Genomic DNA, 13925 nt, shown 5'->3' with positions numbered 1-13925 from the left:
AGAACGACACATGCCTTCACAGTTGAACTATTCTGACGCATGCGTTGACAGAATCGCAAGCTATCTCACCAAGACAAAGGCCGAGCCAAAGCGCGGATTCTTCAAAACACCATTGCCAGACGTAGACATATTCTGGGGCGAAGTTTCCATCGCGCGTTCCCCTCTCGTCTATGAACCGGGTATCGCAGTGGTCTTATCAGGCCAAAAGGTCGGCTTCCTCAACGATCGACGGTTTATCTACAACGCAACGCAGTATCTTGCGGTCGGTCTACCGGTCTCATTTGAATGTGAAACAGAAGCATCAACAGAGACGCCCCTGGTTGCGCTATTCCTGCGCGCTGATCCAGGGGTGGTTTCAGAGATCGCTGTAGCCGCAGGCTTGCTCGACCCTACCACAAAGGTCAGCCTCCCCATTACAACTGTGGATCCAGTTCCGGTGAACCAAAAACTCAAGGACGCGGTATTTCGTTTGTGCGGCTATTTTTCGAACCCCACTGAAGCTAGACTGCTTGGACCTCAAACCCTGCGCGAGATTTTCTATCATACACTTCAGGATGTTCATGGTCGGGTTTTGCTCGCTCAAACTGTGACAACGCGACCGGAAAGCCGGATCGCGGCTTTGCTACGCCGAAAAGACTTGTTCGGGACAGAAAGTGTCGAGGATCTCGCTCAGCAGGCCGGCATGAGCCCACCTAGCTTTTATCGACATTTCAAAGCCGTGACCGGGCAGTCCCCGAAGAAGTACTTTCAACGACAACGTCTATTCAGAGCCAAAAGCCTGCTCGTCTTCGAGGGCGCGAGCGTTGCAGAAGCAGCTCGCCATGTTGGTTATGTCAGCCCATCCCAGTTCAGCCGAGAGTTCCGCAACCTGTTCGGCCTGCCGCCCAGTAGAGCGTCCGAATTCGGATTTAACTACGACTTTGATTGAATTGCGATGTCTTTGTTGCTGCGCATTTCAGAAACCAATCAGCCTCTTCACGGATTCGAGAGAGTGCGGGCTACCGCATAGCTTTGAGAGCGTCCGAACACTGTTTGCCAATTTTTGAAGACACAGCCGCATCAGCACCCAGACCAACGAGGCCCGAATTGACGAACTCGGAGAGCATACCCGCAGCCTTCTCCCGAGACAGATCGACTTCAACAATATGAGTGATCAGCGCCACGCAAAGCCCTAGCCAATACAGTATCGCGGCTTGTTCTGAATTTGCACGAATGAGCTTGGCGTCTACGCACATAGCGATATCAGAGCGCACGCCCTCATTCAATGGATATTCTTTTCCAGTTGAGGCAACCATCATGCGCAACATCGAGATCGTACGTTTGCGATTCTTCAGCGCATAGTCGGACACTTCACGCATCCCCCCAGCGAGGCGCTCGAGGGGTTCGGTTACCCTCAGGTTTGCGGTTGTGATTTTCGTTTCAATCTCCCCGCGTACTTCAATCGCCAATGCTGACTTGAAGCGTTCTTTATCGCCAAAGTGATTGAAGAAACTGCCTTTCCCGACGCCGGCAGCGGCGACGAGATCATCAATCGGGATCGCATCTACAGATCGATCCAACATGAGATCGAAGCCTGCAGACAACAAAGCGTCTCGGGTGCGCGCGGCGCGTTCTGACTTGGTGTGTTGCATCGTCGAGGGTTTTAGTTCCGAGTTGACTAATTAGTCAAGTTCTGTATTTGACCAAATAGTCAACTCTGTTTTGAACCCGCGAGCCCGTCATGAGCGTCATCAAAATCGAAGACATTGCGCACGTGAAATTCAGTGCGCCCGACCTTGGAAAAATGCAGACATTTTTGACTGAGTTTGGGTTGGACACATGGCGCGCTGGTGATGGACGACTTTATGCTCGGGCAAGCGACGGTATTCCCTTCAACCACGTCACCGAAAAAGGCCAAGCTGGTTTCCAAGGCCTTGGGCTGCGGGCTGAGAGTGTTGAGGATCTCCAGAAACTTGCCGCATCGGAGGAAGTTGAGATCCAAGAACTACCGACCCCGGGTGGCGGCAAATACATATGCTTGAAAGATCCAGATGGGTTCCTTGTCGAAGTGGTTGCTGGTCAAGAATTCACCGAGCCATCGGCAGTGCCGACTGAACCGCCCCGGAACTCAGCCGCAGTAAAGACACGTCACCGGCAGGCGGTCCGGTTAAATGCAGGGCCGTCGCATGTTCTTCGTCTTGGTCACTGCGTGCTCAATGTCTCTGATTTTCGAACCTCAGAGCGTTGGTATAAAGAGCGGTTTGGATTCATCACATCCGATGAAATCGAAGCGGCATCTGGCCTCGCGATCGGCGCGTTCATGCGATGTGATCGCGGGGATCAACCAACTGATCATCACACGCTATTTCTGGCACAATTGCCGCAAAAGCCCGGTTATATGCATGCCGCGTTCGAGGTTGCGGGGCTTGATGATCTCATGCTCGGACATGCGCACTTAAAATCAAACAATCGGAAAGCCGCCTGGGGTGTTGGTCGCCATATCCTTGGCAGTCAGATTTTTGACTATTGGAAAGACCCTTGGGGACACGAGTTGGAGCATTGGACGGACGGCGATCTGTTCACAGCGGCAGATGGCTCCAATACTGCAACCGTCGATGATCTCCTGGCAGTTCAATGGGGAATGCAGAACCCGATGTTTTCGGGGCGACTAGCGCCGAGTCCTCGCGTCGTGAGTTTCGCCATCGCCATGAGCGCCCGGATCAAACGTCTATTCGGGAAGAAACGCACCAACCCGCAATAGTCAATACGAACAGCGGGGCGCGTCGAAGTAAGCCGAAGGAGGACCCATCACATGCCGATCAATATCGCCCGATTTGAGCACAACGCCGAGCTCCATTGGGGCATTGTAAAAGGCGATGCGGTGCTTCCTATCCCGGGCTCGTTTGCAACGACTGGAGACTTCATTTCGGGCACAAGCATCGACGCGCTGAAGCAAGTCACCGGGACTGAAATTCCGCTTAGCGAAATCAAACTGCTGAGCCCCGTGACGCGCAATCAGCAATTTGTCTGTCAGGGGGCCAATTACCGCCAGCACATGATTGAATCTGGCGTGGACCCGGACTCCAAGCATTTCAATATGATCTTCACCAAGGCGCGAAGCTGCATTGTCGCCGCCGACAGTCCGGTGGTCATTCCATCTCATGTTCGATTTCTTGATTATGAGATTGAACTCGGCCTTATCCTTCGTAAGAGCATAGACACCCCCATTGAAATTACAGCGTCGGACCTGCCAGAATATGTGGCAGGGCTGGTCATTGTGAACGATTATTCGGCCCGCGATATTCAGATCCCGCAGATGCAATTTTATAAAGGCAAGAGCTTCCGCACCTTTGGTCCTGTGGGCCCTTGGCTCTGCCTGCTGGAGCCAGACGACTACTCCTATTTGGATAAGCTCCTTTTGACCCTGCGCGTAGACGATGAAGTTCGCCAGGACGACAGCACAGAAAATCTTGTCTACGACCCTGTTGAAACCCTGAATGAGCTCAGCCAGGTCCAGGATTTTGCAGCAGGTGATCTCATCGCAACGGGCACGCCCGCCGGTTGCGCGCTATCGATCCCATCACCAGGAAAACAGAAAGTGGCAGCTCTGCTTCCCGTCGCAAAAAAGTGGCAACTTTTCATGAAAGCTCAAGCAAAACGGTCACAATACCTGCAGCCAGGGCAAACCGTGACGGCGCATATCCGCTCCGCAGATGGGGTGATCGATCTTGGCACTCAGAGAAACTTGGTGATGAAAGCGGAGGCTCGGTCATAAAATGGCTTCGTCTTCTACCCGCATCGATTTCACAGTCGGACAGAAAATCCTTCATTGGCTGATCGCTATCGCAATCATCATGGACCTCTTCATCGCGCAGAAATTTGGCGGCGTCATGGAGAACATGGACCGGTTTGAATCTCGCAGTGACCATGCTTCACTCGGCACCATCGTCGCCGTTCTATTTGCGATCCGGCTCTATCTCAGGTTCAAACATGGAGCACCGCTTCTCCCGAGCGATCTACCTGTTTGGCAAACCCGGATCGCGCATCTCGCGCACTGGGCCTTGTATGGATTGATTAGTCTGTTGATCCTGTCCGGTATCGGGTCAGCGATGAACGCCAACTCCGTGGTCTCGCCCTTTGGACTTTTTGCCTATGGCGATGGATCCGGTGGTGGCACAACTTATGATTTGATCCGGATGGTTCATGAGTTTGCGACCAAAGCCATAATTGCGCTCATCATTCTTCACGTGGTTGCCGCACTTTATCACTTAGCGTCGAAGCACCGCCATCTCACGCTCCGCATGATGATGTTCTGGCGTAGCGAAAAAGCCTAGTCATGCCTGTGCTTGTATACATACTGATCGGGCTCATCGGACTTGGCCTTGTCTGGTTCATCATCGAAAAGCGACGCCGCCGGACTCACTCCGTGCAGGGTGGCATCGATCGCTCGATTTCATTGTCGCATTGCGAACCAATCGAACTCTATAGCAATAGCTTCTCGCACTGCTCGCGGAAATGTCGACTGGTGCTTGCGGAACTCGGCCTTACCGCCAAGCATCATTCCATCGATTTGATTGAGACCGGCTGGTATCAAACGATCAGCCCGGCATACTTAAAGATCAACCCCTCAGGGCTCGTCCCAACCCTGGTTCACAATGGGCACCCTGTCTTCGAGTCAGATGATATTCTGTTCTATGCTGCAGAGCTTGCCGGGCCAGATGCGCCAAGCCTCATCCCGGATTCTCCCGAGCTTCAATCACGCATGGAGGGATGGCTCGACTTCTGCACGATTTCGAGCGCTGATGCGATGGTCGGTATGGAAGCCAAAGCTGGCGCCTGCATCCCTGGCTTGACCTTGCCGATGTTCGTTTCGACGATCCAGTATGTCCCTTTGCGCAATATATTGGTCGGGTTTCTATTCCACTTTGACAAAAAACGCCCGGCCTTGTTCACGGCGTCCAAACTCCTCGGTCTTCACCGAATGATGGCACTCAAACCAATTCAGAAAATGATGCATCAGAGCCGTGACCATATGCGTTTTCATCTGCAAACGCTGGAGGACGCATTGGCGAAATCGGATGGAGACTGGATCCTTGGCGATCAGTTCAGTTTGGCGGATATTACTCTGTCCTGCTTGCTCCTCCGCTTGGATGAGACCGGGTGGCTCAGCTGGTTCGAGCAGACTTCGCATATAAAGCAAGTCACGAACTATTATCGACGCCTCCAAGCGCGACCCGCCTGGACCCAGGCGATTTCCGACCACGCACATCCGATCGTTACCCGAGCAAAAATCGACCTGTCCAGCGCCGTCGCCGTCGACCCTTCATTGAGTGAACGCATTTATGGCGCCACGCAATTGTCGACGCATCCCGGAGCGGAGGCCTTATCATGGTGATGCTGAAGGAATGCGACATTCAAACCAAAGAGGTATTGAGCTGGACGGGGCTGCACCTTTTCCACTTCTCAGGATCGACCTGTTCTCAAAAGACCCGGATCTTTCTTCGCCTGAAGGGAATTGAGTGGACGTCACACCATTTGAACCTCGCCGCGAAGGAGCACCTGAAACCCTATTATATGGGCATCAATCCGAGAGGGCTTGTCCCCGCACTCATCCATGACGGCAAAGTCATCATCGAGAGCAATGACATCCTAACCTATCTCGAAGAAGCGTTCCCTGAACCGGCGCTCATCCCTGCGAGCAAATCGGACGACCTGCAAGCGATGTTGAAGCGCGAGGATAATCTGCATCTCGACATTCGAGCGCTGACCATGCGGTTCGTCTTTCCGTCTTTCCTGACCAAGCGCCCCGAGAAGGACATCACCGCTTACGAGTCCTCAGGCAGCGGCACGCTCGGCGGCGAAGTGGACCCGCATCGCGATATCGAAGCCGAATTCTGGCGGGAGATGAACCGGCACGGCAAGATCATGGACCAGCAAGCCAAACGCGCTTATGATCGCTTCTCTGAGGCGCTTGATGATTTCGAACCACAGCTCTCACGGCATGATTATCTGCTGGGCGCAGAGATCAGTCTGGTCGACATCGCCTGGTATATTTATGCTCGGCGGTTGATTGCAGCGGGATACCCCCTGCACTCAAAGCACCCTGCAGTTGGCGCCTGGTTCGACCGACTCCATGCGAAGCCCGATTTTCGACAGGAAGTTCCCGAAGGCGGGCTCGCGGGCGCGATCACATCGCTGCTTCATCTGACCCAGAGAGTCCGCGGCACAACTTTAGAACAAGTCAGGCAGCGCACATCAACTTTCACTTGAGCGTCTTGCAGCTCGTATTGCTCCAAGCCCATCATACGCCTCTAAAATTGCCTGTAAGCTATTCTTCTTACTCACATTCTCACACTCAGCCCAAGCTGGTTTGGAAAGTAGAAGCGACCAGTTTGCGATATCACTGGCCGAGCGTACCGCTTCGACATTCACATAACACTGAATTGAACCTGGTGCAGTATTTCTGAGCCATAGACCGTTTCGTGATGATTGACCGTGAGTTTTGCACGACGTAGAATCCGGCTGCACTAAGGAACCCGGATGAGTGAAACATCAAAATCAGCAGCCACTCTGGGCGTAAATAATCAAGGCGACCCCCGCCGACGCCGCACCAGGGCTGCCATCATTAAGGCCGGGCAGAGTCTTTTCGGCGAGTGCCACCCAGATGGCGTCAGTATCGACGAGATCATTCGCGCGTCCAACATAGCCAAGCAGTCTTTCTACAATCACTTTTCGGACAAGAACGAGCTTAATCAGGAGATTTTGCGTATTGCTCGTGCAGAACTCGACGCACTTGTCGAGGAATTTAATAATGGCGAGCTGGATCCGGCGCGTAGGGTGGCAAATGGTCTGTGTGTCTATGCAGCACAAGCGCTTCGCAACCCGTCACAAAGCAGAATGGTCGCGCGCTTGACAATCGACGATATTTTGATCGGTTCGAAAACAAACGCCCACACTCTGGCCGATGTTGAGGAGGGACTGAAACAAGGAAGACTGGCACTGTTCAGCTTAGAGGTTGGACTCAGCTATATTGTCGGAGCAGGACAAGCTCTCGTCGGCCGGATATTGCTAGACGATGAGCCCACCTTGGCTCCAGGGAATGCTCAACGAATCGTAACGCTGACGTTACGTGCTTTTGGGTTGCCACCATTAGAAGCAGAGTTGATCGCCTCTGAGGCGTCTGAACGCATAGTCCGGCCCGCCTCCATAGAGGTCAAACACCAAGGTTGATGACGTGATTGGCGGCTAATGCGGCTCGACGCCAAAATGATCCGCCAATAGATCGCCGGAATAATCTTGAAGCTATCTCACCTCTGTGCGCGCTAGCTCGTCTATCGCGGGAGCTTGGTATTCCCGCCGACCATAACAAGATACATCCGCGTAACCCAGGTCATCGGCCATGATGAAAATAATGTTCGGAGATTGCGCGTTTTGTTGCTTCGATCACAAGCCTTCGCCCAAACAGCCAGCAAGTGCCAGGCCTGAACCCATCTGCGACACTGTACGTCAAGTTGTTGATTCTGAAGTCATCTGATTCCCTTCATAAAGGCAGCGCTTGGCGGAGTTGCCAGTCAAGATCTCGGCCAAACCCTCTAAACCTGGCGAATACAGTCATGCCAGGCCTGAACCAGGTCGTCAGGTGAACCGGTTCCAAACACATATTTATCCGGTCGCAGGAGAACGGCATCTGCGTCCGCCTCATCGAGCCAGGCGCGAATCTCGGCGGCGAACGACTCAATGCCTGGAGATAAGAGTGAGATACTCTCCACGAGATCGTCGGGAGAAAGCGGTTCACGCGAAATCAGAAGCGGGAGCGAGCGCTGGCTAGACTGATCATCCAGTCTCAGATTGCCCCTCACTGGCTGACGGAAGTAACTCCCGGCCGCCGGACTTCCAGCGAGAATCAAGCCGGAAGCGATCTCCGGAAACTGCATGTCCTGACCCGAGACATTTGAAGGTGCGGCAAGCATTTGTTCATCCCGGAGCGCTGCAGCTTCCGGATCCAAAATGCAAACCGTCCGCCCCATCATCATCGCTAGTTCAATCGTCGCGCGGGCATGCGGCTCCCGCTCGGATTGATATGTGTCGAGGATTGCCTCAGAACATTGCCCGCGTGCCAGCATTCCGAGCTTCCAGCCAAGATTCGCTGCGTCTCGAACACCAGCGCACAGGCCCTGACCGGCAAAGGGAGGCGTCTGATGCGCTGCGTCGCCGGCCAGCAAGACCCGGCCTTTTCGCCAACTCTTTGCGACGCGCGCATTGAATCGGTAGACCGCTTTTCTTTCAATCGAAACAGCGCCTTCGACATCCCAGGGTTTCAGCAAGTCCTCAACAAACGAGTCCTCAAGAACCTGTTCAGGTGTTTCATCCGGTCGTATCATGAACTCCCAACGATGACGCCCTTCCCCCATCAGCACACATGTTGTTGGACGCTCCGGGTCGCAGCTCTGCAGATTGGCCTTTGGCAGCCGGTCAAAATCATGAACGATGACGTCGACAACGAGCCAGGGCTCATCAAAGTCCAGATCATCAAGCTGTATCTGCGCGGCTGCCCGAACCGGGCTACGCGTGCCGTCAGCCCCGACCAGATATCGGGCTTTAACCGTTCGAAGCCCTTCAGGCGTCTCGAAAACCGCTTCTACGCCGCCGTCGATCTCAGCATAGGATGTGAAGGACCAGAGTGTACGCAGCTCCGTACCATCGTGGGCGCTGAGCCGATCTCGAAGGCATTGTTCCAGCGATGGCTGGTGTATCATGTTCGAAGCGGGCCAGCCGCCGCCAGCGATCTGGTCGATATTATCGAACTTCATAAGCGACCGGCCATCCGCGGTTATGAAATCATAGCTGGACGTTGTACGACTTGTGGCAGCAATGGCCTCCGCAGCGCCAAATGACTGAAACACCCGCATCACTTCATGGTCGACATGGGCTGCACGAGGTAGAGGGTATATGTCTGCTTCTTTTTCGCAGATCAGAACGCGTGCACCGCTTTGAGCGGCGATCAAGGCTAGGCTAATCCCCGTCGGACCACCGCCAACCACCAGAATATCACAATCAAAACCTGCCATTACTGCCCCTCCAGAACCATAGATCCTTCAATGTATCCAAGCTTCTCGACATCGCAGCGCACCACGTCGCCCTCCTTCAGAAATTGGCGAGGGTCCATCGCCGCTCCGACACCGCCCGGTGTACCTGTGAAGATCACATCGCCCGGCTCAAGTGTCAGCGCGCCAGACAGGTGTTCAATTTGCTGCCAGATATCGAAGACGAGGTGTTTCGTATTTGAGGATTGCCGCAATTCGCCATTGACGGTGCAGGTTAAGTCCAACGCATGCGGGTCTGGAATCTCGTCTCGCGTCGTGATCCAAGGGCCAATCGGCGCATGGGTATCAAAGCTCTTGCCCAGCGACCATTGCGGGCCGGAATGCTGCCACATGCGCTCGGTCACATCATTTCCGACACAGTAGCCAAAAACGTAACTGGCGGCTTCACTAGCTGGGATGTGCTTACCGCGCTTGCCAATGATGGCAACGAGCTCGGCTTCATAATCGACAAATGCTCCCCCTTTGGCGATCAGGATGGATGCGTAGGGAGGATTGATCGAGGTTTGTGCTTTGGTGAACCAGATTTGCTTATCCGGCGTTTCCATTTTCGATTCTTCGATATGGTCTGCATAATTCAACCCAATCGCCCAGGTTTTTGCCGGTTTCTCAATCGGAGCATGCAGCTTGACTGAAGAAAGCGGTCTAGCGTTAGATCCATCTGAGAGTTGTTCCAGCCGATCGCGCTGTGCGTCCCAATCCTCGATAAGTTCAATCATAGTGCCGTTAAACCCTGCATCGATAATAGCGTCCTCCTGAACGACACCCACCCGCGCGGTGGTCATCCCCTCCACTGAATATGTTGCAAGTTTCATTTAACTACCTCCGGCATTAGGCCCGATCCGTGTTGCTCACCGACCGCTGCTGTGTTGTTTCAATTCGAGCCCTGCTTCATGGGGAAAGGTTGCCCCCATTGAACCGCAATCAAACTCTCAAACGACATTTTGTTGGGCGGCTCATCTGCAGTGAGCAGATCACCGTCGGTCCAGTGCTCCAACTCATGCCCCCACGGATCACGCCAGTAATCAAAAATCTGACTGCCCATAATATGTCGACCAATACCCCAGGCCTGATCTCGGCCTTTGGATCGCAGATGTGTGTGTCCGAGCATCAGATCATCGAAGTCTGAGACCTCAAAAGCAGCATGCATAAAGCCCACCGGCTGCGGCGTCTGAGCTAGGAATAAGGTGTGATGGTCGGATGGTGTGCTACCACGATCACACCTCAGAAAGGCCCCGATAGACGTTCCCGGAGCCGCCTCGATTTCATCGGATGTTAAAAACCCAAACCGGTCCTTGTACCATTTTTCAGAGCGCCGGAAGTCAGACACGTTTAGCACACAGTGTCCGATGCGTTGGATACGTGACGGCCCTTGCTCAAGCCGGACCGTTGCGCCGAGGCGCGGTTTGTTCAGCGCATCGTTTCTTTGCGTACCAACCGGTTCGTCAGTTCTTTTACCATTTTGTTGGCCTGCCATCACTTCTACCAAAAAGCCATCCGGATCGGTGAGACGAACAATAGACCCGCCGCCGGGCTCATCAGACAACTCAACTTTAGCGCCATCATATACAGCCAGTTTTTCAAGGTCCTCAATCGAAGCCGCCCTCAAACCAAGCGCCCGAAATCCTGGCTCACCCTTCTCAGTCACATGCAAGAAAGGCCGACCATCGCTGCCGGTCGCGTACAGGCGCTCTTGAACCGCGTCGCAGCGAAAGCCAAAATCCGTCAGGAATTCCTGCATCCTAACTAAATTAGGCGCGGAGAACCGAACATGAGCAATATCAAGAATCTTAATCACCGGCACCATGATCACCCCACCTTTTGGACTTATAGTCTATTAACTTTCTGCAAGTTTGCCGTCAAGTTCAGAAAATGAGGGTCATCAAAGCGCAAACCTTGATCACTCCGGTAACCCGTTTTCCGAGATTTGTGTGCCCATTTGCGCAATCTCCATTTCAAAACCTTCTGCGAAGATCAGCTCCGGCAAGTCATCCTCAACAGCCGCCACGATAGCGTGTGCACATTTTCTTGGATCACTGCCACCTTCAGTGTTTGCGTCAGATTTCCCACGCGTGACCCATCTGAGGTCATAGCATTGCGCGATGCATCGGTGGCGACAGATCCTGGAAGGATGTTTGTCACTCGAATATTGTCAACCGTCGACACCTCTGACCGCAGAGCGTCAATGCGCCCAATTAAACCACGGGATAAGTAGTTATGGGGGCTTCGGAACGTATTTGTTTCGCTCGGGCGGACAATTAGGTAGACTTCTTGGCCATAATGTGCGTCTTTGAAAGCAGGAAGTTCGCCTTGGCTGCGCGACTTGATCTCGATAGTGCTGGCGATAAGGTGGTGGCCTTATGCGACTTACTGTAGTGAGCAAACGTGTTTGACGGTGCGAGTGACCTCCAATTGAGAGGCAAATGGAACCGGAGCGGGTCAAAAGTCGAGGCTATATGCGATCAGAGTTAAGTGTATCTGTCCTTAATTATCAGAAATGGACTGAAGAGAATGCCCCAACCAATTTCAAACAAAGTGAGCTTCAACTTTCAGTAACGGTATCGAACCCACACCAAAAGAAGACAGCCGCGGTAGGGTTGTGACAGGAATCAATATGAGAAATCTGAAAATAATCATCGGGCGTATTATGATCGCTCTGGGGCTTTTGGGTGGTTTTGTAAGTGTCTGGTACACCTTAGCTTTCACATGGATGCCAGAGTTTGGTGCGGTGAACCTGCCTGATGGTCCAACGCATTCGAACTATCACGCCTTTCGGGGGGCAATGCTTGCATTTGCCGTGAACCTCCTGCTGATGTGGGTTGCGATCAAGGCTAAAAGCATTCGATTAGAATCTTGGGCCATTGTGACGTTTATGGCCGTTTTCTATTATGCGGGATGGTGGGTTGCCTGGCCTATCTGGGGGTATCATGCACCGTCAGTTACAGCTGAGATGAACCATGTGATCGGAACGTTCGGAGGCTTAGGTGGGCTGATATTACTGAAACCGCGAAGGGATTGAACAGCTTAGCACCCGAGCGCGCGGTGCGTTGATCATGCTTACATCACCTGCTGCGGCAAGGTTCATTTCTCAACGCGGGTCGGTACCGAATTGTCCCACAGAAATGGTCTCAGAAACACTTAGCCGCTTGCAGAAACTGTTCCTTGTGTATGCACGATTTTCTTGCAGATTCTGATGACTTCATTCGCTTCCACTTTGCTCAGCTTAGTTAGGGTGAAGACCTCAGCTGAAACATCACGGCTTTTTTCCCAGAGCTGCCGTCCGGCATTGGTCAGCGATATCAACTTTTGACGTTCATTCCCCTTTCGAACTTGACGCAATAGCACCCCCCTTTCCTCCAGCCGTCGCAGCAATGGTGTCATCGTTGCCTTGGAGAGTTCCAGTCGTTTCGCGAGCGCTGAGATTGAGATCCCATCCTCTTCCGCCAGCGCCATCAGCACCAGATACTGGGAGTAAGTCAAACCATATGACTTCAACAGGGTTTGATAGTGATGCCCAACGGTATTTGAAGCCGCATAAAGCGCAAAACAGAGTTGGTTGTCCAGCGTTACGACCGGGGCTTTGATTGAGTTTGCGTCTGACAAAGCTGATGCCTTCCTAGCCTGGGTTTGAGCCTGACGTTTGATAGCACCAAAAATTCTCCTTGCAAATAATTCGAGCGCTAACTATTAGTGCACTAACTTATAGCTGTTTGTTTATTAGGAGACCCAAGATGTTGCGAAGCTCACTTACAGTTAGCTGCTTCGCGCTATTGATCATAAGCGCGTGCACGAAAGCCGACTCTCATTCAAATCAAGAGCCTCAAACTGAAATCGAGCCGTCTGCTGTGAGCAGCGATGTGAAAGATGCCACCTTAGCCTCATCTGCAGTCTTCGATGCCGAAGAGGGATTTGACGCTTTTGAAAAGCTATTTGGGGTAACCAAAGGAAAACGCCGTAATCACACCAAGGGGTTTTGTGTTGAAGGGATATTCGCGCCTGTAGATCCGAGAGTTAGGACTTACTCCAGCAGCCCCATATTTTCTGGCACATCCACAGTTGTTGCACGGGTCTCTCATAAAGGCGGCAAGGCCAACCCCCGAGATGATCAATATGGTCTACTCGGCATGGGCCTCGAAATCACCACCGCTAACGGTGATCTCCATGTGATCGGCATGAATACAGAGCATTTCTTCCCGGTCGCAACCAGCCGCGACTTTATAGAGCTGTTACAAGCTAAAGCCGCTGGGCCAGATGCCACAAAGGCATTTGCTGCTCAGCACCCAGAATTTAGGGCCTACAAAAACTATCACGAAGCGTTGGACAAAACGCTGCGACCTTACGAAGGGACGACGTTTAACAGCTTGAACACGTTCTACCTCGTCGATGCAGAAGGAAAAAAGTCGGCGATGCGATTCTCGTTTCAGCCCTCGGGCGAACAGGAAATTGTGGTGGATACACACGCCGACTTTTTCTTGGAAAACATGCAAAAGAATATCAATGAAGGCTCTGTGTCATGGGATATGATAGTGACTCTCGCCAATCCTGATGATGCGATTCTAGATCCCTCAAAGCAATGGTCCGGAGATCACGTCACAATAACGGCCGGACGCTTTACAGCACAAAACGCTATGCCGGAAAGTGATGGTCAGTGCGATCGCTTGAACTTTGACCCTATGGTTTTGAGCGAAGGGTTTGCTCCCTCCGAAGATCCAATGCTGCGGGCGCGCTCAATGATTTATGCTTTGGGTGCTGTGAAGCGGCTATCTGAGAAAGACTAAATATCCTGCCAAGCATGGTCGCGGCTCCAGTATTTTATCTAGGGCGCCTCAAGACGTACGGGCACTG

Annotated in this window: 14 protein-coding genes; 9 read left to right on the top strand and 5 right to left on the bottom strand. The window is 52.8% G+C overall.

The window, feature by feature from the left end:
* The first annotated feature begins 10 nt into the window (after positions 1-10).
* Positions 11-928, top strand: coding sequence for an AraC family transcriptional regulator (locus RYZ27_RS01020; RefSeq protein WP_406680499.1), 918 nt, complete (start codon positions 11-13; stop codon positions 926-928).
* A gap of 70 nt (positions 929-998) precedes the next feature.
* On the opposite strand, the gene RYZ27_RS01015 is transcribed toward RYZ27_RS01020, so the two are convergent.
* A complete protein-coding gene (locus tag RYZ27_RS01015; RefSeq protein WP_406680498.1) occupies positions 999-1631 on the bottom strand; it encodes a TetR/AcrR family transcriptional regulator in 633 nt (210 codons plus the stop codon).
* An 89-nt stretch (positions 1632-1720) separates the two neighbouring features.
* Between RYZ27_RS01015 and RYZ27_RS01010 the strand changes: the two genes are divergently transcribed.
* The 6 genes from RYZ27_RS01010 to RYZ27_RS00985 all read left to right on the top strand — a co-directional run bounded on the left by RYZ27_RS01010 (position 1721) and on the right by RYZ27_RS00985 (position 7209).
* Positions 1721-2740: a VOC family protein gene (locus RYZ27_RS01010; protein WP_406680497.1), complete on the top strand. Its 1020-nt coding sequence runs from the start codon at positions 1721-1723 to the stop codon at positions 2738-2740.
* 51 nt (positions 2741-2791) lie between these two features.
* A complete protein-coding gene (locus RYZ27_RS01005; RefSeq protein WP_406680496.1) occupies positions 2792-3754 on the top strand; it encodes a fumarylacetoacetate hydrolase family protein in 963 nt (320 codons plus the stop codon).
* A 1-nt stretch (position 3755) separates the two neighbouring features.
* Positions 3756-4313, top strand: coding sequence for a cytochrome b (locus RYZ27_RS01000; RefSeq protein WP_406680495.1), 558 nt, complete (start codon positions 3756-3758; stop codon positions 4311-4313).
* 2 nt (positions 4314-4315) lie between these two features.
* A complete protein-coding gene (locus tag RYZ27_RS00995) occupies positions 4316-5374 on the top strand; it encodes a glutathione S-transferase family protein (RefSeq protein ID WP_406680494.1) in 1059 nt (352 codons plus the stop codon).
* The gene (locus RYZ27_RS00990; protein ID WP_406680493.1) at positions 5368-6249 is read left to right on the top strand and encodes a glutathione S-transferase family protein; all 882 of its coding nucleotides are present in this window, start codon (positions 5368-5370) and stop codon (positions 6247-6249) included. Before RYZ27_RS00995 ends, RYZ27_RS00990 begins: the two co-directional genes overlap by 7 nt.
* Before the next feature lie 270 nt (positions 6250-6519).
* Positions 6520-7209 (top strand): TetR/AcrR family transcriptional regulator, encoded by a 690-nt coding sequence (locus tag RYZ27_RS00985; protein WP_406680492.1) that lies wholly within the window; start codon positions 6520-6522, stop codon positions 7207-7209.
* Between the two features lie 362 nt (positions 7210-7571).
* On the opposite strand, the gene RYZ27_RS00980 is transcribed toward RYZ27_RS00985, so the two are convergent.
* Genes RYZ27_RS00980 through RYZ27_RS00970 form a run of 3 tightly spaced genes read right to left on the bottom strand, consistent with a single transcriptional unit; the run spans position 7572 to position 10887 of the window.
* Positions 7572-9047, bottom strand: coding sequence for a bifunctional 3-(3-hydroxy-phenyl)propionate/3-hydroxycinnamic acid hydroxylase (locus RYZ27_RS00980; RefSeq protein ID WP_406680491.1), 1476 nt, complete (start codon positions 9045-9047; stop codon positions 7572-7574).
* Complete coding sequence (locus RYZ27_RS00975) at positions 9047-9895, bottom strand: fumarylacetoacetate hydrolase family protein (protein WP_406680490.1); 849 nt, start codon at positions 9893-9895, stop codon at positions 9047-9049. The genes RYZ27_RS00980 and RYZ27_RS00975 overlap by 1 nt, the downstream gene beginning before the upstream one ends.
* A 59-nt stretch (positions 9896-9954) precedes the next feature.
* Positions 9955-10887: a VOC family protein gene (locus RYZ27_RS00970; protein WP_406680489.1), complete on the bottom strand. Its 933-nt coding sequence runs from the start codon at positions 10885-10887 to the stop codon at positions 9955-9957.
* Positions 10888-11694: 807 nt separating this feature from the next.
* Between RYZ27_RS00970 and RYZ27_RS00965 the strand changes: the two genes are divergently transcribed.
* A complete protein-coding gene (locus RYZ27_RS00965; protein WP_406680488.1) occupies positions 11695-12099 on the top strand; it encodes a hypothetical protein in 405 nt (134 codons plus the stop codon).
* A 119-nt stretch (positions 12100-12218) separates the two neighbouring features.
* On the opposite strand, the gene RYZ27_RS00960 is transcribed toward RYZ27_RS00965, so the two are convergent.
* The gene (locus RYZ27_RS00960; RefSeq protein ID WP_406680487.1) at positions 12219-12683 is read right to left on the bottom strand and encodes a MarR family winged helix-turn-helix transcriptional regulator; all 465 of its coding nucleotides are present in this window, start codon (positions 12681-12683) and stop codon (positions 12219-12221) included.
* A 254-nt stretch (positions 12684-12937) separates the two neighbouring features.
* Between RYZ27_RS00960 and RYZ27_RS00955 the strand changes: the two genes are divergently transcribed.
* A complete protein-coding gene (locus tag RYZ27_RS00955; RefSeq protein ID WP_406680486.1) occupies positions 12938-13858 on the top strand; it encodes a catalase in 921 nt (306 codons plus the stop codon).
* The last annotated feature ends 67 nt before the right edge of the window (positions 13859-13925 follow it).

Source organism: Hyphomonas sp. FCG-A18 (genome assembly GCF_045287255.1).
In the GTDB taxonomy this organism is placed as follows: domain Bacteria; phylum Pseudomonadota; class Alphaproteobacteria; order Caulobacterales; family Hyphomonadaceae; genus Henriciella.
Note: the sequence above shows the minus strand (reverse complement) of the source record. Positions and strands in the feature narration are given on the sequence as shown.

What these genes read in the sequence shown, in the direction of transcription:
- RYZ27_RS01020 (WP_406680499.1), top strand. Translation starts at nt 11, where the DNA reads ATGCCTTCACAGTTGAACTATTCTGACGCATGCGTTGACAGAATCGCA.
- RYZ27_RS01015 (WP_406680498.1), bottom strand. Translation starts at nt 1,631, where the DNA reads ATGCAACACACCAAGTCAGAACGCGCCGCGCGCACCCGAGACGCTTTG.
- RYZ27_RS01010 (WP_406680497.1), top strand. Translation starts at nt 1,721, where the DNA reads ATGAGCGTCATCAAAATCGAAGACATTGCGCACGTGAAATTCAGTGCG.
- RYZ27_RS01005 (WP_406680496.1), top strand. Translation starts at nt 2,792, where the DNA reads ATGCCGATCAATATCGCCCGATTTGAGCACAACGCCGAGCTCCATTGG.
- RYZ27_RS01000 (WP_406680495.1), top strand. Translation starts at nt 3,756, where the DNA reads ATGGCTTCGTCTTCTACCCGCATCGATTTCACAGTCGGACAGAAAATC.
- RYZ27_RS00995 (WP_406680494.1), top strand. Translation starts at nt 4,316, where the DNA reads ATGCCTGTGCTTGTATACATACTGATCGGGCTCATCGGACTTGGCCTT.
- RYZ27_RS00990 (WP_406680493.1), top strand. Translation starts at nt 5,368, where the DNA reads ATGGTGATGCTGAAGGAATGCGACATTCAAACCAAAGAGGTATTGAGC.
- RYZ27_RS00985 (WP_406680492.1), top strand. Translation starts at nt 6,520, where the DNA reads ATGAGTGAAACATCAAAATCAGCAGCCACTCTGGGCGTAAATAATCAA.
- RYZ27_RS00980 (WP_406680491.1), bottom strand. Translation starts at nt 9,047, where the DNA reads ATGGCAGGTTTTGATTGTGATATTCTGGTGGTTGGCGGTGGTCCGACG.
- RYZ27_RS00975 (WP_406680490.1), bottom strand. Translation starts at nt 9,895, where the DNA reads ATGAAACTTGCAACATATTCAGTGGAGGGGATGACCACCGCGCGGGTG.
- RYZ27_RS00970 (WP_406680489.1), bottom strand. Translation starts at nt 10,887, where the DNA reads ATGGTGCCGGTGATTAAGATTCTTGATATTGCTCATGTTCGGTTCTCC.
- RYZ27_RS00965 (WP_406680488.1), top strand. Translation starts at nt 11,695, where the DNA reads ATGAGAAATCTGAAAATAATCATCGGGCGTATTATGATCGCTCTGGGG.